The following is a 20024-nucleotide window of genomic DNA, read 5'->3' on the forward strand; positions in this document are numbered from 1 at the left end:
CGAAACCGGGCCAAGCAACACCAGAAGGGCGAAGCCCCAAAGTCACTGACGTGCAATGATCTGGGAGGATATCATGAAACACAAGCTTGCAGCCGTCGCCTTGCTGACATCGCTGCTGTCGACTGCCGCCTGGGCAGGACCCGAGATCGTCTCGGGCCCCGGTGCCGAGCCGGAATGCTTCGCGCCCTGGTCGGCGGACACGAAATACATGCAATGGCCCGCGAAGGAAGGCCCCTACAAGATCGCCATCGTCAACGGTTTCGTCGGCAACACCTGGCGGATCCAGATGATCAAGACCGCCAAGGCCTACGCCGAGGATCCGGCCATCAAGGACAAGATCGCCGAGTTCAAGGTGGTCTCGACCGGCACTGATGCGCCCGCACAGCTGGGGGCCATCGAGGATTTCATCAACCAGGGCTATGACGCCATCGTCACGATTGCAGTGGCGCCCGACGGGTTCGACCGGGTGATCCGGCTGGCCGACAAGAACAACGTGGTGCTGGTGCCCTTCGACAACGTCCTGGATACCGACGCGGTCATGCAGGTGAACGAGGACCAGCTGGCCATGGGCCGGACCTGGGCCGAATTCGTCCTGAAGGAGCTGAAGGCGGCCGGTGTCACCGGCGGCAAGGTGCTGGAGGTGCGCGGCCTGCCCGGCAACTCGGTGGACCGCGACCGTTCGCAGGGGATCAACGAGGTCTTTGCCGCAGACGGCGGCAACTGGGAGATGATCTCGGTCGTCGGAAACTGGGATGACGGGACCACGCAGAAGGTGGTGGCCGACGCCATCGCCGTGCATGGCCAGTTCGTTGCTGTGGTGGCGCAGGGCGGCTCGAACGGGGTGGTGCAGGCGCTGAAGGATGCAGGCCATCCCTGGGTGCCGATCGCGGGCGAATCCGAGAACGGGTTCCGCAAGGCCATCGCCGAATATCGTGACGCGGGGCTCAAGGGCATTTCCATCGGCCAGTCGCCCGGCCTGGTCGCCATTGCCATGAAGGCCGCCATCTCGGCGCTGGAGGGCAACCCGATGCCGCAGCTGATCTCGGTCCCGCTGCCGGTAGCCGACTACACCAACCTGGAGGACGGCAAGAACTTCTGGTCCGACCTGCCGGACAACTTCTTCACGGTCAACGAGTTCCCGCCCTGCGGCGTGAACATCTCGGGCCCGGCCATCATGGCCAAGGACGAGAGCGACGTGAACTGAAGGTGGGGGCGGTCCCCGTGCTCCCTGTGGGGGCCGCCCCGTTCTGCCGGGATTTGCCATGAGCGACACGCCGATCATCGCCCTTCGCGGGATTTCGAAATCCTATGCCGGGATCCGCGCGCTGGAGGCCGTGGACTTTGCCGCGCATCGCGGATCGGTCCACGCGATCCTCGGCGAGAACGGCGCCGGGAAATCCACGCTGATCAAGATCATCTCGGGCGTCGTCCAGCCCGATGCGGGCGAGATGCGGCTTGACGGGCAGCCGGTCCGCTTTGCCTCGCCCTCGGCGGCGACGGCGCAAGGCGTGGTCTGCATGTTCCAGGAACTGTCTCTGATCCCCGACCTTTCGGTGGCCGACAACATCTGTATCGCCGCACCGCCGCGCCGGATGGGGCTGATCGACCGCAGGGCACAGCTGCGGCGGGCCGAGGAGCTGCTGGCCCGGGTAAGATGCGAGGATGTGGACCCCCGGACACTGGTCCGGGACCTGTCGCTGTCGCGCCGGCAGATGGTGGAAATCGCCAAGGCGCTGGGGCGCGATCCCCGGGTGCTGATCCTGGACGAGGCGACCTCGGCACTGACCGCCGAGGATGTGCAGACGGTCTATGACCTTCTGGGCCGGCTGAAGGCCGAGGGGGTGACGGTGCTGTTCATCAGCCACCGCATGAACGAGGTCGAGGCCCTGTGCGACCGGCTGTCGGTCTTCCGCAACGGCCGCCATATCGAGACCTTCGCCAAGGGCGAACGCACGGATGCAGAGATCGTGCGCCTGATGATCGGGCGCGACGTGATCGCGAAATATCCGCCGAAGCCCGCGCCCGTGGCGCGACCTCCGGTGCTGAAGGTGGAGGGGCTGGAGTGGGAAGACGCGCTGAAGGGCGTGTCGCTGACGCTGGGTAAAGGCGAGATCCTCGGCGTCGGCGGTCTTGACGGGCAAGGGCAGAAGGAGCTGCTCTTGGCGCTGTTCGGCGTGCTGAAGGGCGTGCGCGGCCGGGTGGACCTGGGCGGGCGCGGCCTGCCGTCATCTCCCATTACGGCAAAGGGTGGCCAACCGCGCGTCGCGCTGATCCCCGAGGACCGCAAGACCGAGGGGCTGATGCTGCCCCTGTCGATCGCCGACAATCTGGTGACGGCAGGGTTCGAGCGGATCACCCGGTCGGGCGTGATCGACCCCGCGCGGCTGGAGGCGGCGGTGCAGGAGGGGATAGCCCGGTTGCAGATCAAGGTGGGCCACCCGTCCGACCCGGTGCGCACGCTGTCGGGCGGGAACCAGCAGAAGGTGGTCATCGCCAAGTGGCTGATGACCGACCCCGACATCATTCTGATGAACGATCCGACGCGGGGGATCGACGTGGGCACCAAGCAGGAGATCTTCCGCATGATGCGCGACCTGGCCGACGGGGGGAAATCGATCCTGTTCTATTCCTCGGACTATGCCGAGCTGATCGGCTGTGCCGACCGGGTGCTGGTCCTCTATGACGGCCGGGTGGTGCGGGAACTGGAAGGCGAGGCGATCAGCGAAGAGGCCATCGTCGGCGCCTCGCTGAACATCGGGACGGCGGCGTGATCGGCCGGCTGATCACGCAGAACCGGGCCTTTTCCGGGGCGCTGGCGCTGTTCGCGGCGCTGTTCGTCACCTACAACCTTCTGCACCCTCGCGGCTTTTCCAGCGCGGTCTTCGTGCAGAACGCCAACGAGGCCGTTGCCATTGCCTTCGTCGCCATGGCCCAGACCGTGCCGGTGCTGATGCGCGGCCTCGACCTGTCGGTCGGCGCGGTGATGACGCTGTCGGCCTGCGTGGCGTCCTATCTCCTGACCGGATCGGGGCTGGAGATTTCCATGGGCATCCTTGCCGTGCTGGCCACGGGAACCGCCTTCGGCCTGGTGAACGGGCTGATCGTGGTCCATGGCCGCCTGCAACCGATCATCGCAACGCTGGCGACGGGCGCCATCGCGATCGGCCTCGCTCTCATTCTGCGGCCGCAGCCGGGGGGCAATGTGGACGGCGACCTCAGCTGGGCGATGACCAACACGGTCTGGGACCTGGCCGACACCTACGGCATCGCGGGCGGCGGCGAGGCCTGGTGGATCCGGCCCTTCGCCGGCATCCCCGTGCCGCTGATCCTGCTGTTCGGGGTTGCGGCGCTGGTCTGGCTGCCGTTCAAGCGCACGGTCACGGGCCGCACAGTCTATGCCATCGGGTCGGCCGAGGGCGCGGCCTATGTCTCGGGCCTGCCGATCAACCGGGCGAAGCTGGCGGCCTTCACGATGGCCGGGTTCTTCTCGGCCTGCGCGGGGCTTTACCTCGCCTTGCAGACCTCGACCGGCAATGCCGACACGGTGCAGGCGGGGGCCTATACGCTGAACTCCATCGCCGCCGTGGTGCTGGGCGGCACGGCGCTGGCGGGCGGGATCGGAGGGGCCATCGCGTCCATCGTGGGCGCGCTGATCCTGCGGGTGATCTCGTTCTACTTCCGCATCCTGGACATCGAACCCCTGCTCCAGCCGCTGATCGAGGGGGTGGTCCTGCTTCTCGCCGTCAGCGCCGGAGCCTGGCGGACCTTCGCGGTGAAGAACCGGCTGGAGCTGTTCCGATGAAGACCGAGGACAAGCCGCTGGTCATCGCCGCCGGGTTCACGCTGGTGATCCTTCTGATCGGCACGGGCTACACGCTGAGCACCTCGGGCACGATGCCGCTGTTGCAGCCGACATACCTGTTGCAACAGCTGCAGATCGGGTCGTTCCTGGGCATCTGCGCGGCGGGGCTGATGCTGGTGATCCTGACCGGCCACATCGACCTGTCGATCCCGGCCACGCTGACCGGCGCGGCGATGATCGCGACGGCGGTCGGCGGGCCCTGGGCCATTCCGGCGGCGCTGGCCTTCGGGCTGGCGGTCGGGCTGGTCAACGGGGCGGGGACGGCGGTGCTGCGCGTGCCCTCGATGATCTTCACCCTGGGGATGGACACCGTGCTGCGCGGCATCACGGTCGCCCAGACCGGGGGCTTTGCCCCGCAGGATCAGGCGACGCCCCTGATGCTGGCCCTGGCCAAGGACCGGCTCCTCGGCATCCCGCTGGCGCTTTATGTCTGGGCGGCCGTGTCGATCCTGATCGCCTTCCTCCTGGCCCGGACCACATTCGGCCGGGCGCTTTACGCCATCGGCACGCGCGAGCGGGCGGCCTATCTGTCGGGCATCCGCATCCGGCCGGTCATCATCGGGGCCTTCGTCGCCTCGTCGCTGTGTGCGGCGCTCGCCGGGGTCCTCCTCGCCGGCTATTCGGCCAAGGCCTATCAGGGGATGGGCAACGCCTACCTCCTGCCCGCCATCGCCGCCGTGGTGCTGGGCGGGACCAATGTGCTGGGCGGGTCCGGGCGCTATGTCGGCACCCTGATCGGGGTGATCCTGATCGTGCTCTTGAATTCCGTCTTGTCGATAATGCAGATGCCCGAGGCCTTGCGACAGATCATCTATGGCGTGGTCATCATCGTCATGCTGCTGATCTATGGCCGGGGCGACCGCGAAACCGGATGACTGGGAGACGCCATGCCGCTGCACCTTTCCGCCGCCGACATCCTGCCTGAGGACCCCGAGGCCCTGTTGGTCGGCCGGGTCTGGTCCGATGCGGCGGGCGGGCCCTGCCCTGTCCTGTGCCGGGGTGGCGAAGTCCATGACCTGACCGCCCTTGCCCCCACGATGTCCGGCCTGCTGGAACGCGACGACCTGGCCGAGGCGCTGGCGGCGGACCATCCGCACATCGGCCCGCTGGATGCCTTCCTGAACCTCGGTGACGGCACCGGGCGGCACGGGCGGCTTCTGGCACCCTGCGACCTTCAGGTGATCAAGGCGGCGGGCGTGACCTTCGCGGGGTCGATGATCGAGCGGGTGATCGAGGAACGCGCCAAGGGCGACCCCGCGCGGGCCGAGGCGATCCGGGACGAACTGGCCGGCATCCTGGGCGGCAGCCTGCGCGGGGTGCGGCCAGGGTCGGAGGCCGCGGCGGCGGTGAAGGCGAAATTGCAGGCCGCGGGCATGTGGTCGCAGTATCTGGAGGTCGGCATCGGCCCGGATGCCGAGGTCTTCACCAAGGCTCCGCCGATGGCCGCCGTCGGCTGCGGGGCCGAGATCGGCGTCCATCCGAAATCGGCCTGGAACAACCCGGAGCCGGAGGTGGTGCTGGCGGTCAACAGCCGGGGCCGCATCTGCGGCGCCACGCTTGGCAACGATGTGAACCTGCGCGATGTCGAGGGGCGGTCGGCCCTTCTCCTCGGCAAGGCCAAGGACAACAATGCATCGGCCGCCATCGGGCCGTTCTTCCGCCTGTTCGACGACCGCTTCACGCTGGAGACGGTCAGGACCCTGCGCGTTGACCTGGAGATCCGGGGCGAGGACGGGTTCCTCTTGCAGGACCATTCCGACATGGGCCAGATTTCGCGCCCGCCCGAGGAGATCGCGGCGCAGACGCTGAACCGCAGCCATCAGTATCCTGACGGTTTCGTCCTTTATCTCGGCACGATGTTCGCCCCGACCAAGGACCGCGATGCGCCGGGACAGGGCTTTACCCACCATGCGGGCGACCGGGTGACCATCGGCTCTGCCCCGTTGGGCAAGCTGGTCAATACGGTGCGGCCCTGCGACGAGATCGCGCCCTGGACCTTCGGCACCCGCGCGCTGATGGAGAACCTGGCCCGGCGGGGCGTGCTGTGACCCGCCGGTTGCGCAGCCAGGACTGGTTCGACAACCCCGACCATATCGACATGGCCGCGCTCTATCTCGAACGATTCATGAATTACGGCCTGACGCCCGAGGAACTGCGAGCCGGGCGCCCGGTCATCGGCATCGCCCAGTCGGGCAGCGACCTGTCGCCCTGCAACCGGCACCATCTGGACCTCGCGGCGCGCGTGAAGGACGGCATCCGCGACGCGGGCGGCATCCCGATCGAGTTCCCGATGCACCCGATCTTCGAGAACTGCCGCCGCCCGACCGCCGCGCTGGACCGGAACCTGGCCTATCTGGGGCTGGTGGAGATCCTGTACGGCTATCCGCTGGACGGCGTGGTCCTGACCACGGGCTGCGACAAGACCACCCCTGCCGCGCTGATGGCGGCCGCGACGGTGGACCTGCCGGCCATCGTGCTGTCGGGCGGCCCGATGCTGGACAGCCTTTCGCGCGGGGAACTGGCGGGGTCGGGCACGGTGATCTGGCAATGCCGGCAGAAATACGCGGCGGGGGAGATTACGCGCGAGGAGTTCCTGCAAGCCGCCCTCGACAGCGCGTCCTCGGTCGGGCACTGCAACACAATGGGCACGGCGTCCACGATGAACGCCATGGCCGAGGCGCTGGGCATGTCGCTGACCGGCTGCGCCGCGATCCCGGCGGCCTATCGCGAGCGCGGGCAGATGGCCTACCGCACCGGCCGCTGCGCGGTGGAGATCGTGCATGAGGACCTCCGGCCCTCGGCGATCCTTACCCGTGCGGCCTTCCTGAACGCGATCCGGGTGAACTCGGCCCTTGGCGGTTCGACCAACGCCCAGCCGCATCTGGCCGCCATCGCAGAGGCGGCCGGGGCGGAGCTGCGCCCCGAGGACTGGCAGGTCCATGGTCATGATATCCCGCTTCTGGCCGATGTGCAGCCCGCCGGGCGCTTCCTGGGCGAAAGGTTCCACCGGGCGGGCGGGGTGCCTGCGGTGATGCACGAACTGCTGGCCGCCGGGCGGCTGGACGGCGACTGCCTCACCGTCACCGGCCAGACGGTCGCCCGCAATCTGGAAGGTCGCGCGGCCACGGACCGCGAGGTGATCCGCCCCTATGGTCAGCCGCTGAAGGACCGGGCCGGATTCCAGGTGCTGCGCGGCAACCTGTTCGACTTTGCCATCATGAAGACCAGCGTCATTTCCGACGACTTCCGCGCGCGCTATCTCTCCACCCCCGGGCAGGAGGGCCGGTTCGAGGGCCGTGCCGTGGTGTTCGACGGGGCCGAGGACTATCACGCCCGGATCAACGATCCCGCGCTGAACATCGACGAGACCTGCATCCTGGTGATCCGCGGCGCGGGTCCGGTCGGCTGGCCCGGCTCGGCCGAGGTGGTGAACATGCAGCCCCCGGACGCGCTGATCCGGCGCGGGATCACCAGCCTGCCCACCATCGGCGACGGCCGCCAGTCCGGCACCTCGGCCAGCCCTTCCATCGTCCATGCCTCGCCCGAAAGTGCGGCCGGGGGCGGGCTTGCATGGCTGCGGACCGGCGACATCCTTCGCATCGACCTGGCCGCCGGGCGCTGCGACGCGCTGGTGGACGAGGCAGAGATCGCCCGCCGCAAGGCAGCCGGCTCTCCCGGGGTGCCGGAAAGCGAGACGCCCTGGCAACGCATATATCGGCGCGAGGTGCAGTCGCTTGCCGAAGGAGCCGGGCTGTCATCGGCCAAGGGGTTGCGAGGGATCGGCCGCTGGGTGCCGCGCCACAACCACTGACCGATCGGCCGGGAAAGGGCTGGACCTAGAACTCCAGCCGTCCCTTGCGCGTGGCCTGGACAAGGGTCTCGATCACCTGGGCGAAGATGACGCTGAAGGCCAGCGAAAAGAGGCCAAGCTCGATGTAGGTGATCCGCAGGGACTGACCGACGATGATGACCAGGGGATGCGAAAGGTAGATCCAGAGCGACAGGCGCGCGCACCAGTCGGACACAGCGGTTGCCGGCAGATGATGGGACAGGAATACCAGCGCAAGGCCGGTGCCGACCAGAATGACGATGTTGTCCGGCGAAGGGGCGCCGAGGAACAGGATCAGCATGCTGAGCCCCAGCGTCGTCACCGCCAGGCGCCAACCCCAGGAGAAATAGGCGATGCCGGTCAGGACCGGGATCACTCCGAAGGCCCAAAGACCGAAGGGCTTCACCTCGGGCGTGCCGTTCAGCACGACCAGCGTGGCGAACAGGATTGCCGCCCCCAACGAAGCCAGCGGGTGTCGAAACCACGGCGATAACGTCGTCGCAACGAAGGCGAAGGGCAGGAACCAGAGATGGACCCAGGTACCCGACAGAAGCATGTGCCAGCGCCACCAGTCGAAGGGCGGGTCGTGGTTCTTGAGCGAAAGCGCGGTGCTCAGCATGGCGAAGACCAGCGACCAGGTCAGAAAGGGCACCAGAAGCCGCTTTGCCTGAGTCCCGAGGCTGGCGCTGGACGGCATCGAGAGAAAGACAAGGAAGAACGGCAGCGCGATGTAGGCGATGCGGTAACCGGGAGCCTGGGTATGGAACCAGACGATGCCGAGCGCGGCCAGAAACAGGCCGTAGTCGGTCAGTCCGTTCCGAGACGCTTCCACCCCCGCCTTCCCCGTCCATTCCCCCCGATCCTGCCACTTTGCAGGGAAACGGGGCGGCAATCCAGCGTGTCGAGCGCGACCGCGGGCATATTCTGCAGCCCGCTGTGGCCGATCGGTGCCAGAAAGGCCTGACGGCCGGAGGGCAGGTCAGGCGGGAAGGGCAGTCTTGCCAAGCCGCTGACGCGCTGCGCGCGGGGCAGGCAGATAGCGGGAATGGCCGAGGCCCGCGGTGTCGATCTCGGCCTGGCGGCCCGAGACGATGTCGGCCAGCACACGGCCCGAGCCAGCGGCCATGGTCCAGCCCAGCGTCCCGTGCCCGGTGTTCAGGAACAGGTTCGCGATGGGCGAGCGGCCGACGATGGGCGTGCCATCGGGCGTCATCGGGCGCAGGCCGCACCAGAAGCTGGCACGGCTCTGGTCGCCCGCGCCGCCGAACAGGTCCTCGACCGAATGGGTCAGGGTTGCCTGCCGCTTCGACCGCAGGCTCAGATCGAAGCCCGCGATCTCGGCCATGCCGCCGACACGGATCCGGTCGCCCAGCCGGGTGATCGCGATCTTGTGCGTCTCGTCCATCACGGTGGAAACCGGCGCGCGGGCCTCGTCCACGATCGGCACGGTGATTGAATAGCCCTTGACCGGATAGACCGGCAACCTGATCCCGAATTCGCGGACCAGCATCGGCGAATAGGAGCCCAGCGCCACCACGAAGGCATCGGCCGTCACCCGGCCTTCCGAGGTCTGGACGGCGACGATGCGGTCGCCCTCGGCCTCGAGCCGGTCGATGCTGACGCCATGGCGGAAGGTCACGCCCTGCGTCTCGGCCATCCGGGCCAGGCTCTGCGTGAACTTGAAGCAGTCGCCGGTCTCGTCCCCCGGCAGGCGCAGGCCGCCCGCGATCTTGTCGCGTGCCGCCGCAAGGCCGGGTTCGGCCGCCACGCAGGCATCGGCGTCAAGCACCTCGAAGGGCACGCCATCGGCCTTCAGCACCGCGATGTCCTTTTCGGCCGCCGCGACCTGCTTTTCGGTGCGGAAGAGCTGCAGCGTGCCCTGCGTGCGCTCGTCGTAGGAAATCCCGGTTTCGGAGCGCAACTCGATCAGGCAGTCGCGGCTGTATTCGGCCAGCCGCACCATGCGCGACTTGTTGACCGCATAGGCCGAGGTGGTGCAGTTCATCAGCATCCGCGCCAGCCAGCTGATCTTGGCCCAGTCCGGCCGGGGCTGGACGATCAGCGGCGCATGTTCCTGGAACATCCACTTCAGCGCCTTGAGCGGAATGCCGGGCGCAGCCCAAGGCGAGGCATAGCCGGGGCTGATCTCGCCCGCGTTGGCAAAGGAGGTCTCCAGCGCCGCGGCCTGCTGACGGTCGATGACGGTCACCTCGTGACCGGCCCGAGCCAGATACCAGGCCGAGGTGACCCCGATGACACCCGCGCCAAGCACCACGATTTTCATGACCGTCTCCGCTGCATTCCGTTCGGATACAGATACTGCGCAATCTGTGGCACTTCTTAGCGATTCTGGCCTTGATTCACGCCAATCTCAGTGCTTTCTGTCATCTTTCTATCAAATGACAGAAGATTTTTGCGTACCATGGCGAATCTTCCGAAGGATTGACCCTCACGCCGGATCACGCGCTGCCACGTCCCGGCGAGTTGCCGCCGAGGGGGGTGCAAGCTGCCCAATTCGCGGCTATATCGGCGCGATGAACCGTCGCATCGCACTTCTGGCCCCGCTTGCCTTCCTGCTGCCCTTCCCGGCGCTGGCGGAGAAGATTCCGCTCGGCACGCTTTCGGCGTATCTGAACGGGCTGACCACCGTCGAGGCTGACTTCACCCAGATCAACTCGGACGGAACGATCTCGACCGGCAAGATCTACATCCGGCGGCCCGGTCGGGTCCGCTTCGAATATGCGCCTCCCGACCGCAGCCTGGTGATCGCGGGCAGCCAGACGGTCGCGATCTTCGACGCCAAGTCGAACCAGCCGCCGGAACAGTACCCGCTGAAGCGCACGCCGCTGAACCTGATCCTCGCCGCGAACATCGACCTCGGTCGGGCGAAGATGGTCGTGGGCCATACCGAGGACGGCACCTCGACCAGGGTCAGGGCGCAGGATCCGGAACACCCGGAATACGGCTCGATCGAACTTGTGTTCACGTCGAACCCGGTTGAACTGCGGCAATGGGTCATCACCGACGACCTGGGCCAGCAGACCACGGTGATCCTGGGCGAGATGAAGAAGGGCGGCGAGATGCGCGCAGGCCTGTTCGACATCACCGCCGAGACGGCGAGGCGGAAGAACTGACCGGCGACCCGCCCCGCACCTAGCGGCAGGTCGCCAGCTGCATGCGATACATCTCGGACCGCTGCCCGACCTTCTTCGCCACCTCCATCAGCCAGGGCTTGTTGAGGTAGGACTGGTTGGCATAGCCGGTCCGGCCCTCGTGGTAGGCCAGATACTGCGCCTCGGCATCGGCCTTCGAGATCCCCAGCCCGCGTTCGGACTGATCCATGTACCATCCCATGAAATCGGTCGCGTCGCGGATGTCGTCGCGCTTTGCTCGCCGGTTGCCGGCGCTGCGCTGGTATTCCTCCCAGGTGGCGTTGAGGGCCTGGCTGTAGCCATAGGCCGTGCTCTGCCGCCCCATCGGGATCACGCCGAGCACGAAGGTGTGCTGCGTTCGGGCGTTGCCCACGAACTTCGATTCCTGATGGATCGTCGCCATCTGCACATGCACCGGCACGCCCCAGCGCCGTTCGGCCGCGGTCATCGCCCGGAGGTAGTGCGGCCGTTCGCGGATGATCGCGCACGCATCGTCCAATTGCCTCGGCGCCGAGTAGCTGCCGCCGCCGCCCCCGCAGGACGCCAGACACAAAACCACCAGCGACGCACGGAGAAACCTGCTCATCTGCCCCTCGTGCACTTTTCTTTTGCCGGAATTCTAGACTATCCGGGACGCGGATGAAATGGGCAACTCCTGCAGCGCACATCAGAATTCCGCGAGAACGGGGAAGCGGCCGCACTGTGCGGGTCAGGCCCACAGACTGTTTCCCGGCAGGCTGCGAGGCAAAGTGGACAGTCCCGGCCTGGCGGCGTAAACATTTGCAAGAGGACTGACGGTGATGCAGACCACACACGCCAAGTATCACATCGGGCAGGTGCTTCGACACAGGAAGCATCCGTTCCGTGGCGTTGTGTTCGATGTCGATGCGATCTTCTCGAACACCGAGGAATGGTACGACAACATTCCCGAAGACAGCCGTCCCTCGAAGGACCAGCCCTTCTATCACCTGCTCGCCGAAAACGGCCAAAGCTATTATGTGGCCTATGTTTCGGAACAGAACCTTGTCCCGGACGAGACCGGCGAACCCGTCGATCACCCGGATCTCGGCGACCTGTTCGGCGATTTCCAGGATGGTCGCTATCCGGTGACCTTCCAGCTGAACTGACCGGCGGCTGCTTACCACTTGTTCACGCTTTGCCCCTAGCCTGCGGGAAACGCAAGCAAAGGGGTGCACCATGCAACTACAGACCCAGACCAGGCCAAAGGTGATTTCCGTGTCCGTCATCGACGACCGCATCGATGCGGCCACGGCGATCCAGTTCAAGGAACAGATGCGGGATGCCACCCGCGATGGCCCGGCGCGCGTGGTGCTGGACCTGGCTCGGGTGCAATTCCTCGATTCCTCCGGGCTGGGTGCCATTGTCGCGGTGAAGAAGCTGCTCGGCCCCGACCGCGTGCTTGAGCTTTCGAGCCTCACGCCGACGGTCGAAAAGGTGTTCCGGCTGACGCGCATGGACAGCATCTTCACGATTCACCCGAACCTCGACGCCGCCGTGGCACATGCCGCGGGTGCCTGACAAGACCTACGGCCCCCCGGAGCTGCATCTGGTGTTCGACGCCGATCCCGTGGCGATCCGTCGCTCCCTGTCCCGGATGCTGGCCAGTCCGCCGCTGTCGGGACTGGCGGCCGAGGCGCGCGGTGTTGCGGAACTGGTCCTTGCCGAGAGTCTGAACAACGTGGCCGAACATGCCTATGACGAGGGGGGGGGAAGCATCGAAGTCACCCTCAGGCAGGATCCGGACGGGATTCTTTGCCAGATTGTTGACTCTGGTCGCTCGATGCCGAACGGGCGGTTGCCCGAAGGGCAGTTGCCCACAAATACCAACGCGCAGCTTCAGGATCTGCCCGAGGGCGGCTTCGGATGGCATCTGATCCGTTCGCTTTGTGCCGATCTGTCCTACACCCGCAGCGAGGGGAAAAATCTTCTGATGTACCTTATCCCTGGCTGATCCTGTCTGCCTGGGCGACGGTCCGGCGATCCCCGCAAGCACTGGCCACCCACGGCCGGGGAAATTGGGAAATCGGATGTGCTGAATACCGTGCGTTGCGCACCCAAAAGCTCGAATGTGTCGGACTCTCCATCGGACAGTCCGTTTCCCGCGCAGTTGAAGCCACGATCTCGCGGCATATCCGGTCCGTGGTCGGAAATGCCGCACCCTGGCGTCCGGACCCTATGTCCACCTCTTGCCGGACACCAGGGTCCTTGACCTCTTGGCTTCCCGCCGTTCTCGTCCTAGCTTGCCGTGTGGCGGCCGGTCCTGCGGATCAGCGGCAGCACAGGAATCCCGGCAGAGGGAGGTCATCGTGGCGTCTTTTGTGGCAAACGGCCGTCTTAATCTTCACCGCCGCGAACAGGGTGCATGATGCGCGACCTGCATCTTCCCGGCCGATCGGCCGTCTATGCACGCAACGGCCTGTGCGCGACTTCGCACCCCATCGCCTCGCAAGTGGCGATCGAGGTCCTCAAGTCCGGCGGCAACGCGGTTGACGCCGCCATCGCGGGTGCCCTGGTGCTCGGGATTGCCGAACCGCAGATGACCGGGATTGGCGGCGACTGTTTCGTGCTACTGAAACCCGCCGGGTCGGAGGACATCGTCGCGCTGAACGGATCGGGCCGGTCGCCGGCGGGCCTGAACGCGGCCGATCTTCGGGCCAGGGGCCTGACCGCAATGCCGGTGCAGGCGATCGAGGCCGTGACGCTCCCCGGCGCCATCGACGCCTTCTGCCGCCTGAACGCCGATTACGGGTTGAAATCACTGGCCGAGGTCCTTGCCCCCGCAATCCACTATGCCGAGGAAGGCATCCCCGTCGCCCCCCGCGTCGCCTTCGACTGGGCCGACGACCTGCCCTGCCTCAAGGGAGCCGCGCGCGACTTCTACACCCTGAACGGCAAGGCGCCGACCGTGGGCCAGGTCTTCCGCGCCCCGGGCCAGGCCGAGGTCCTGCGCCGCATCGCGTGCGAGGGCCGCGCCGGGTTCTACGAGGGCGAGGTGGCCGAGGACATGATCGCCTCGCTGCAGGCCCTGGGCGGAACGCACACGCTCGACGATCTGGCCGCCACCGCCTGCGACTACACCACCCCGGTTTCAGGCAGCTATCATGGCATCGACCTGGTCGAACACCCGCCGAACGGCCAGGGGGCGACGGCGATCCTGATGCTGAACATCCTCAGGCACTTCGACCTGAAGGCCATGGACCCGTTCGGCGCAACCCGCACCCATGTCGAGGCCGAGGCAACGAAGCTTGCCTACGACGCCCGCAACCGCTTCATTGCCGATCCGGACCACACCAGCCGGCTCCAGCACATGCTCAGCGACGAGACCGCCGCAAGGCTCGCCGCGCTGATCGATCCCAAACGCGCGATGCCCGCCGCCGCGCCGCTGACCGAGGCGGTCCACCGCGACACGATCTACATCACCGTCGTGGACCGCGACCGGATGGCGGTGTCGCTGATCTACTCGATCTTCTGGGGCTTCGGCTCGGGCCTTGCCTCGACGAAGTTCGGCATCAACTTCCAGAACCGCGGCGCGGGCTTCACCCTGACCGAGGGCCACCCGAACGAGGCCGGTCCGGCCAAGCGCCCCATGCACACGATCATCCCCGGCATGATCCGCCAGAACGGCCGCGTCCTTATGCCCTTCGGCGTGATGGGCGGGGCCTACCAGCCCTGCGGCCATGCGCGGTTCGTGACGAATCTCGTGGACTATGGCCTCGATCTGCAAGAGGCGATGGACGCGCCCCGTTCCTTCTCCGGCCCCGACGGGATGGAGGTGGAGCGCGGCTACAGCGACAGCGTCCGCAGCGAACTCGCCGCCATGGGCCACCAGGTGGTGATCCCGACCACGCCGCTCGGCGGGTCGCAGGCGATCCGCATCGACGGCGACCTTCTGATTGGTGCCTCTGACCCCAGAAAGGACGGCTGTGCCCTTGGCTACTGAGACCGACCGCCGCGCAATCAGCGAAAGCATCCGCGCCCTGACCCATGGCGAGACGGACACCGTCGCGCTGATGGCAACCGTCACCTGCGAGATCCACCACGCCCACCCCTTTTGCGACTGGACCGGCTTCTACCGCGTCGTGGCGCCCGAACTCCTCAAGATCGGCCCCTACCAGGGCGGCCACGGCTGCCTGGTGATCCCGTTCTCCCGCGGGGTCTGCGGGGCCGCCGCCCGCTCCGGCCAAGTGCAGAACGTGCCTGACGTGGACGCCTTCCCCGGCCACATCGCCTGTTCCTCTACCACGCGGTCGGAACTGGTGCTGCCGGTCTGGAATGGCGAGGGACGGCTGCTCGGCGTGCTCGACCTCGACAGCAACACTCCGGCTGCCTTCACCCGGGAAGACGAGGACTGGCTCGTGCCCCTCCTCGCCGAGGTCTTCCGCGACGCCTCTTGACCGTCGCGCCCGAAACCCTGCTTGCTCTTTTCGCAAATACTCCACGGGGGGTCCGGGGGGGCATGAAGCCCCCCGGCGCCAGCCCCGGGCACCACGACGGGATCTGTCATGACCGAAATCACCCTTCTCGACGGCGGCATGGGCCAGGAACTGATCGCCCGCGCGGGCTCTGACCCCGGCCCGCTCTGGGCGACACGGGTGATGCTGGACCACCCGGGCCTCGTCCGCGCCATCCACGAGGACTATTTCGCCGCGGGCGCCAGCCTGGCGACGACCAACACCTACAACATCCTGCACGACCGGCTGATCCCGCACGGTCTCGACGCGCTCTACCACGCGCTTCACCTTCGCGCCCTGGCCGAGGCGCAGGAGGCCCGCGCCACTGCGGGACGGGGTCTGATCGCAGGCTCCATGGGGCCGCTCGGCGAAAGCTACCGTCCCGACCTGACCCCGCCCGTGGCCGTCTCGACCGCGCTTTATGCCGAGAAGGCCCGGATCCTCGCCGCCCATGTGGACCTGATCCTGATCGAGACGATCTCCTCGCTCGACCTCGCGCGGGGGGCTTTGAAAGGCGCGCGGACCACCGACCGGCCAGTCTGGCTGTCGGTCTCGGTCGAGGACCGCGACGGCACGAAGTTGCGCTCTGGCGAGCCAGTCGCGGCCCTGGCCGAAGTCCTCGCCGAGACCCCCGCCGATGCCGTCCTTGCCAACTGCTCGATGCCCGAGGCGATGTCCGCCGCCCTCGACGCGCTGAAGACGCTTGGCCTGCCCTTCGGGGCCTATGCCAACGGGTTCTCGGAAATCACTCCGCACACGCACGGCACCGAGGCCCCGGCCTATTGCGCCCGCCACGACCTGTCTCCCGAACGCTATGTCGACTTCGCGCTCGGCTGGGTGGCGCAGGGCGCGACGTTGATCGGCGGCTGCTGCGAGGTCGGACCCGCCCATATCCGCCACCTCCACGCCCGTCTCCTGGCCGAAGGCCATACGATTGCATAGACCCTCGCTCATCCCGGATTTCGACTACGATCCGCCGGACACGCCGCTGTCCATCCTGCACGAGGACGCCGCGATCATCGTGGTGGACAAGCCGGCGGGCCTCTTGACCGTGCCGGGCAAGCTGGCGGACCGGCAGGACTGCCTGGTCACCCGTCTGCAGGCCGCGCGCTGGGACGCGCTGACGGTGCATCGCCTTGACTGCGACACCAGCGGGGTCATCATCTTCGCCCGCACCAAGCAGGCCCAGGGCTTCCTCGGCCAGGAATTCGAACAACGCCGCGCGCAGAAGACCTACATCGCCCGGCTGAAGGGCCGTCTCGAACCCGACGCGGGCACGGTGAACCTGCCCATCGGCAGCGACTGGGACTATCGCCCGCGCCAGAAGGTTGACCACGACCATGGCCGCCCCGCGGTTACCGACTGGCAGGTGATCGACCGGACGGATGGCGAAACCCGTGTCCGCCTGACCCCGCACACCGGGCGCAGCCATCAGCTGCGGGTCCACATGCTGGCACTCGGCCACCCGATCCTCGGCGACCAGATCTATGCCTCCGAAACCCGGGCCGATCATGGCCGCCTGATGTTGCATGCCGAAAGCCTGAGCTTGCACCACCCGACGACGCGAGAGCGGGTCAGTTTCTTCGCCCCGCCTCCGTTCTGACGGGTCATGTCTTTCCCGTTCCCGGGGTTTGACCGCAATGGCCCGGCTCCATTTGCACCCAACAGCCTCAGCCAGGCTGGGCAGCCGCCGGATCGCGCTCGTCCCTGATCCAGAGCGCAAGTGCGATGGACACCATGCAGAAATACAAACCAAAGATCCCGAAGGACGACACGAGGTAAAGCTGGAAGAAGAACAGCGGCCCGCCAAGAAGCGTGGAAGCGAGCGAGATCACCATGGTCCCCAGCGCAAGGATCCCACCGGCCAGGGCCGCGAGGACCAGGGAGGCGGCCAGTTCTGCCACGCTGCGGCAGAACAGGAGTGTCAGCAGGCCATGGGTGATGATCAGCAGAACCAGATTGGCAAGGAAGATCGGAACAAGGGTTAGACGCACGCTCTCGATCCGGCCCGGGTCGAGCAGCGTGACCAGCAGGCAGAAGGCGATCAGGAAGAAATGCACCAGCACCGCTGGATAGATCACGGATCGTCGCAGGGCCAGGAACAGGCCGCCCAGGATCAGGAAGTGCCCGACCGGGAGCACGAGGCGCAACAGGATCGGGTCCACCCCAAGGCCCTGCGACAGACTGTCAGCGCGCAGCAGCGCCGGACCCAGCCCGCCAAGGATGGCCGAGGCGCTTGTCGCCACAACGTAAAGGACGAGGGCACCCAGAAGGATCGCGACGACCTGCAAGTGCAGACCCGGCGTCTTTTTCCGATCGACTTCCCGACGCCTGCGATACGATAGCGGCGCAGAGCCTCCGGGGCCGGTCGCGGCGATCGGCAGTCGCATATCCATTCCGCGGACCAGGCGCCAGCACAGCAAGAAGCCGAGCGCGACCACGCTTTCATAGACGAGGACGGCGACGATGATGTTCAGCATGGACGCGCCCTCACGCCGCGCCCCGGAACCGCTGGGTCTTGTCCCATTGCGTGGTGGCGCCGCGGATCCTGTCCTTCAGAAGCTGCACCACCCCGACATTGCAAGCCATCAGGCTGATGAACGAAGAGACAAACAGGAATGGCACGGCAGCAAAGACCTGGCGCTGCCGGTCCGAGGCGCAGCCGGCGGCGATCTGGTAGTAGGGCGCGAAGTTGCCAATCCCGGTGAAAAGCATCAGTGCGGCCGTCAGGATCGAAAGGCTGGCCCAGGTTTCGCCGACCTGAGCCGGCATCGACAGCGCAATGATCAGGTTCACAAGCACCAGGCTGGGAACGGTATAGACAAGGAGCACCAGCGCGGCATCGAGGCGGGCCATCAGCGGCTGTCGCATCGCGCGCAGGGTGGGAATGAAGTAACGCAACAGGCAGTCGTTGTGCCCGATGGCCCAGCGTTTCACCTGCCGGTAGCGGACCTGCCAGGTTTCGGGGCTCTCCTCGTAACATTCGGCGTCCGCGACATAGGCGACGCGCATGCCCGCATTGAACAGCCGATAGGTCAGATCGGTGTCCTCGGCCAGCGAGACCGTGTTCCAGCCGCCGACCGCCTCGAGCGAAGAGCGGCGCACCGCCCCGGTAGTGCCGCCGAACTGCGGCAGAAGCGCCATGCGATGGCGTACTTCCTGATCGACGACATAGCCGCCCCGCCGTTCCAGATCGAGCATCCGGGTCAGCATGTTGGCATTGGCGTTGTAGGGCACCACACGTCCCATGGTGGCGCCGACCAGCGGATCGCGGAAGGGGGCGACCAACTGCCGGATGATTTGCGGCGGAGGCAGGTAATCGGCGTCAAAGAAGACCAGGATCTCGGAACTGGAGCCGTTGATGGCATCGAGGAGCGCCGCCGGCTTGCCCGGTGTCGCATCGGCCGGGCGGTGGATCACCCGCAGGAAGGGATGGCGGGCGGCAAAGTCGTCAGCGATTGCCCCGGTGCCATCGCTCGAACGGTCGTCGATCACGATCACCTCGTAGCGGTCCGGCGGGTAGTCCACCCGGGTCAGGCAGTCCAGACAGCCATGAAGCACCCGCTCTTCGTTGTGGGCCGGCACGATCACCGTCACACGCGGCAGATCACCCTCCCCCAAGGGCGTGGCGGGTCTGCCTCGGGGACCGAAATGAAACAGCAGGGTCACGACGACCTGCCGGATCAGCACGACCAGAGCCAAAAGGGTCGTCGCAACGTTCCAGACCAGGATGAGCGCGATCGACGCCCCGATCATAGCCCGAATTTGACACTGATCGAGGCGCCTTGCAGATCGTAGAGATCGGTATCGACGAATTCGCCGCGAAGGATCAGTTCGGCATTGTCCGAGAATCGGTAGGAAACGAAGGGCTTGAACGCCGTGTAGTCGTTGTTCACGGCGGTCAGCGTCCCGAGGTCGTAGGACATCTTGCCGAAGCCAAGTTCCGCCCCGACGTTCAACCCTGCTGGCGTGACCCAGGTGGCAACCGCAGCGACGTCATAACCAATGTCGGCAGCACCCGAGCTGTCGGTCACCCCGGCACGCAGCTGGCCAACCAAGTAGGAGCCATTGGCATTGGGCGGAAAATACCTGATCGCCTCGCCCTTGAGGGTCGTCGTGGTGATGCCGCCGTCGTATCTTGCGCGGTTGATCTCGACATCGTAGATCATCCCGGTGGCCGGACCGGCGTCGTACCGATAGCCGAGCGCATACTTCCAGTCGGGCGCGATCCCCAGATCCGAATCGGAGCCTTCCGCTGTCAGGCGCAGCTTGCCCGGGCCAGCCGAAAACTCCACGCCGAGGCCTAGGGAAGTCACGTCTTCCTCACGCTGCTGCCGGGTGATGTCCAGCAGGATCGCCAGATCCTGTGACAGGGCGAAACGGGAGTTCAACCCGACATAGTCGCGGTCGGAATAGCCGTCGGACAGGTCGATCGACCCGTAGGTGAGCTGAACGAACCCGGCATCCTGGGCCTGCGCCGCCCAGCCGACGGTCAGGGTTGTGCCAAGAAACAACGCCAGCCCGAGTTTGCCCTTCATAATCGTCTCCACCCGCAAGCGCGATCCGTTCACCGGACGGTTATCGCATTCCCGTTCTGGAAGAAAGACAGGTCGAGCCGTGCAACCTTTGCCTGTCCCCGCCTATGGCATTCCTGCACCAGCCGGCCTTATCCGTGTCACGGCCCTTGCACCTGCCTGAAATCCTTCTGC

20 protein-coding genes are annotated in these 20024 nt (G+C 66.5%); 14 read left to right on the plus strand and 6 right to left on the minus strand.

The annotated features are described in order from the left end of the window. Nucleotides 1–73 precede the first annotated feature (73 nt). The 6 genes from ACK4IU_RS00340 to ACK4IU_RS00365 are packed head-to-tail and all read left to right on the plus strand — an operon-like array spanning nt 74 to nt 7673. On the plus strand, nt 74–1204 hold the full coding sequence (locus tag ACK4IU_RS00340; protein WP_409730529.1) for a sugar ABC transporter substrate-binding protein: 1131 nt from the start codon (nt 74–76) through the stop codon (nt 1202–1204). 58 nt (nt 1205–1262) lie between these two features. Then, nucleotides 1263–2771, plus strand: a complete 1509-nt coding sequence (locus ACK4IU_RS00345) for a sugar ABC transporter ATP-binding protein (RefSeq protein WP_409730531.1) — start codon at nt 1263–1265, stop codon at nt 2769–2771. After that, nucleotides 2768–3802 carry an ABC transporter permease gene (locus ACK4IU_RS00350; protein ID WP_409730533.1) on the plus strand — a complete coding sequence of 345 codons (1035 nt, stop codon included), beginning with the start codon at nt 2768–2770 and terminating at the stop codon, nt 3800–3802. The genes ACK4IU_RS00345 and ACK4IU_RS00350 overlap by 4 nt, the downstream gene beginning before the upstream one ends. Next, entirely contained in the window at nt 3799–4737 is a 939-nt protein-coding gene (locus tag ACK4IU_RS00355) for an ABC transporter permease (RefSeq protein WP_409730535.1), read from the plus strand. The genes ACK4IU_RS00350 and ACK4IU_RS00355 overlap by 4 nt, the downstream gene beginning before the upstream one ends. A 12-nt stretch (nt 4738–4749) precedes the next feature. After that, complete coding sequence (locus ACK4IU_RS00360; RefSeq protein WP_409730537.1) at nt 4750–5910, plus strand: fumarylacetoacetate hydrolase family protein; 1161 nt, start codon at nt 4750–4752, stop codon at nt 5908–5910. After that, nucleotides 5907–7673, plus strand: a complete 1767-nt coding sequence (locus tag ACK4IU_RS00365; protein WP_409730538.1) for an IlvD/Edd family dehydratase — start codon at nt 5907–5909, stop codon at nt 7671–7673. Before ACK4IU_RS00360 ends, ACK4IU_RS00365 begins: the two co-directional genes overlap by 4 nt. 25 nt (nt 7674–7698) lie before the next feature. Here the strand turns inward: ACK4IU_RS00365 and ACK4IU_RS00370 are convergent, their stop codons facing one another. Together ACK4IU_RS00370 and ACK4IU_RS00375 are read right to left on the minus strand one after the other, a co-directional pair. Continuing rightward, nucleotides 7699–8523: an acyltransferase family protein gene (locus tag ACK4IU_RS00370; RefSeq protein ID WP_409730541.1), complete on the minus strand. Its 825-nt coding sequence runs from the start codon at nt 8521–8523 to the stop codon at nt 7699–7701. Between the two features lie 147 nt (nt 8524–8670). Beyond that, nucleotides 8671–9975 carry a D-amino acid dehydrogenase gene (locus tag ACK4IU_RS00375; RefSeq protein WP_409730543.1) on the minus strand — a complete coding sequence of 435 codons (1305 nt, stop codon included), beginning with the start codon at nt 9973–9975 and terminating at the stop codon, nt 8671–8673. Between the two features lie 250 nt (nt 9976–10225). Here ACK4IU_RS00375 and ACK4IU_RS00380 point away from each other — a divergent pair, with 250 nt between their 5' ends. After that, nucleotides 10226–10825, plus strand: a complete 600-nt coding sequence (locus ACK4IU_RS00380) for a LolA family protein (protein ID WP_409730545.1) — start codon at nt 10226–10228, stop codon at nt 10823–10825. Between the two features lie 19 nt (nt 10826–10844). Here ACK4IU_RS00380 and ACK4IU_RS00385 read toward each other — a convergent pair whose 3' ends face one another. After that, nucleotides 10845–11429, minus strand: a complete 585-nt coding sequence (locus ACK4IU_RS00385; RefSeq protein ID WP_409730547.1) for a lytic transglycosylase — start codon at nt 11427–11429, stop codon at nt 10845–10847. A 214-nt stretch (nt 11430–11643) separates the two neighbouring features. Between ACK4IU_RS00385 and hspQ the strand changes: the two genes are divergently transcribed. The 7 genes from hspQ to ACK4IU_RS00420 all read left to right on the plus strand — a co-directional run bounded on the left by hspQ (nt 11644) and on the right by ACK4IU_RS00420 (nt 16918). Next, nucleotides 11644–11970, plus strand: a complete 327-nt coding sequence (gene hspQ / locus ACK4IU_RS00390; RefSeq protein ID WP_149588529.1) for a heat shock protein HspQ — start codon at nt 11644–11646, stop codon at nt 11968–11970. A 70-nt stretch (nt 11971–12040) separates the two neighbouring features. Continuing rightward, a complete protein-coding gene (locus ACK4IU_RS00395; RefSeq protein WP_409730549.1) occupies nt 12041–12382 on the plus strand; it encodes an STAS domain-containing protein in 342 nt (113 codons plus the stop codon). 31 nt (nt 12383–12413) lie between these two features. Next, nucleotides 12414–12815 carry an ATP-binding protein gene (locus tag ACK4IU_RS00400; protein WP_409730551.1) on the plus strand — a complete coding sequence of 134 codons (402 nt, stop codon included), beginning with the start codon at nt 12414–12416 and terminating at the stop codon, nt 12813–12815. Nucleotides 12816–13229: 414 nt separating this feature from the next. Beyond that, nucleotides 13230–14804 (plus strand): gamma-glutamyltransferase family protein, encoded by a 1575-nt coding sequence (locus tag ACK4IU_RS00405; RefSeq protein ID WP_409730693.1) that lies wholly within the window; start codon nt 13230–13232, stop codon nt 14802–14804. Nucleotides 14805–14874: 70 nt separating this feature from the next. Then, nucleotides 14875–15258 carry a GAF domain-containing protein gene (locus tag ACK4IU_RS00410; protein ID WP_409730694.1) on the plus strand — a complete coding sequence of 128 codons (384 nt, stop codon included), beginning with the start codon at nt 14875–14877 and terminating at the stop codon, nt 15256–15258. A gap of 108 nt (nt 15259–15366) precedes the next feature. After that, nucleotides 15367–16257: a homocysteine S-methyltransferase family protein gene (locus tag ACK4IU_RS00415; RefSeq protein ID WP_409730553.1), complete on the plus strand. Its 891-nt coding sequence runs from the start codon at nt 15367–15369 to the stop codon at nt 16255–16257. Continuing rightward, nucleotides 16250–16918, plus strand: coding sequence for an RluA family pseudouridine synthase (locus ACK4IU_RS00420; protein WP_409730555.1), 669 nt, complete (start codon nt 16250–16252; stop codon nt 16916–16918). Before ACK4IU_RS00415 ends, ACK4IU_RS00420 begins: the two co-directional genes overlap by 8 nt. Before the next feature lie 67 nt (nt 16919–16985). Here ACK4IU_RS00420 and ACK4IU_RS00425 read toward each other — a convergent pair whose 3' ends face one another. The 3 genes from ACK4IU_RS00425 to ACK4IU_RS00435 are packed head-to-tail and all read right to left on the minus strand — an operon-like array spanning nt 16986 to nt 19853. Next, nucleotides 16986–17795, minus strand: coding sequence for a hypothetical protein (locus ACK4IU_RS00425; protein ID WP_409730557.1), 810 nt, complete (start codon nt 17793–17795; stop codon nt 16986–16988). 10 nt (nt 17796–17805) lie between these two features. Beyond that, nucleotides 17806–19071: a glycosyltransferase gene (locus ACK4IU_RS00430; protein ID WP_409730559.1), complete on the minus strand. Its 1266-nt coding sequence runs from the start codon at nt 19069–19071 to the stop codon at nt 17806–17808. Continuing rightward, nucleotides 19068–19853: a YaiO family outer membrane beta-barrel protein gene (locus ACK4IU_RS00435; protein ID WP_409730561.1), complete on the minus strand. Its 786-nt coding sequence runs from the start codon at nt 19851–19853 to the stop codon at nt 19068–19070. The genes ACK4IU_RS00430 and ACK4IU_RS00435 overlap by 4 nt, the downstream gene beginning before the upstream one ends. Nucleotides 19854–20024: the final 171 nt, after the last annotated feature.

The organism is Tabrizicola flagellatus (assembly GCF_046295235.1).
GTDB lineage: Bacteria > Pseudomonadota > Alphaproteobacteria > Rhodobacterales > Rhodobacteraceae > Tabrizicola > Tabrizicola flagellata_A.

What these genes read in the sequence shown, in the direction of transcription:
- ACK4IU_RS00415 (WP_409730553.1), top strand. Translation starts at nt 15,367, where the DNA reads ATGACCGAAATCACCCTTCTCGACGGCGGCATGGGCCAGGAACTGATC.
- ACK4IU_RS00345 (WP_409730531.1), top strand. Translation starts at nt 1,263, where the DNA reads ATGAGCGACACGCCGATCATCGCCCTTCGCGGGATTTCGAAATCCTAT.
- ACK4IU_RS00405 (WP_409730693.1), top strand. Translation starts at nt 13,230, where the DNA reads ATGCGCGACCTGCATCTTCCCGGCCGATCGGCCGTCTATGCACGCAAC.
- ACK4IU_RS00430 (WP_409730559.1), bottom strand. Translation starts at nt 19,071, where the DNA reads ATGATCGGGGCGTCGATCGCGCTCATCCTGGTCTGGAACGTTGCGACG.
- hspQ (WP_149588529.1), top strand. Translation starts at nt 11,644, where the DNA reads ATGCAGACCACACACGCCAAGTATCACATCGGGCAGGTGCTTCGACAC.
- ACK4IU_RS00395 (WP_409730549.1), top strand. Translation starts at nt 12,041, where the DNA reads ATGCAACTACAGACCCAGACCAGGCCAAAGGTGATTTCCGTGTCCGTC.
- ACK4IU_RS00375 (WP_409730543.1), bottom strand. Translation starts at nt 9,975, where the DNA reads ATGAAAATCGTGGTGCTTGGCGCGGGTGTCATCGGGGTCACCTCGGCC.
- ACK4IU_RS00385 (WP_409730547.1), bottom strand. Translation starts at nt 11,429, where the DNA reads ATGAGCAGGTTTCTCCGTGCGTCGCTGGTGGTTTTGTGTCTGGCGTCC.
- ACK4IU_RS00355 (WP_409730535.1), top strand. Translation starts at nt 3,799, where the DNA reads ATGAAGACCGAGGACAAGCCGCTGGTCATCGCCGCCGGGTTCACGCTG.
- ACK4IU_RS00425 (WP_409730557.1), bottom strand. Translation starts at nt 17,795, where the DNA reads ATGCTGAACATCATCGTCGCCGTCCTCGTCTATGAAAGCGTGGTCGCG.
- ACK4IU_RS00435 (WP_409730561.1), bottom strand. Translation starts at nt 19,853, where the DNA reads ATGAAGGGCAAACTCGGGCTGGCGTTGTTTCTTGGCACAACCCTGACC.
- ACK4IU_RS00360 (WP_409730537.1), top strand. Translation starts at nt 4,750, where the DNA reads ATGCCGCTGCACCTTTCCGCCGCCGACATCCTGCCTGAGGACCCCGAG.
- ACK4IU_RS00380 (WP_409730545.1), top strand. Translation starts at nt 10,226, where the DNA reads ATGAACCGTCGCATCGCACTTCTGGCCCCGCTTGCCTTCCTGCTGCCC.
- ACK4IU_RS00410 (WP_409730694.1), top strand. Translation starts at nt 14,875, where the DNA reads ATGGCAACCGTCACCTGCGAGATCCACCACGCCCACCCCTTTTGCGAC.
- ACK4IU_RS00340 (WP_409730529.1), top strand. Translation starts at nt 74, where the DNA reads ATGAAACACAAGCTTGCAGCCGTCGCCTTGCTGACATCGCTGCTGTCG.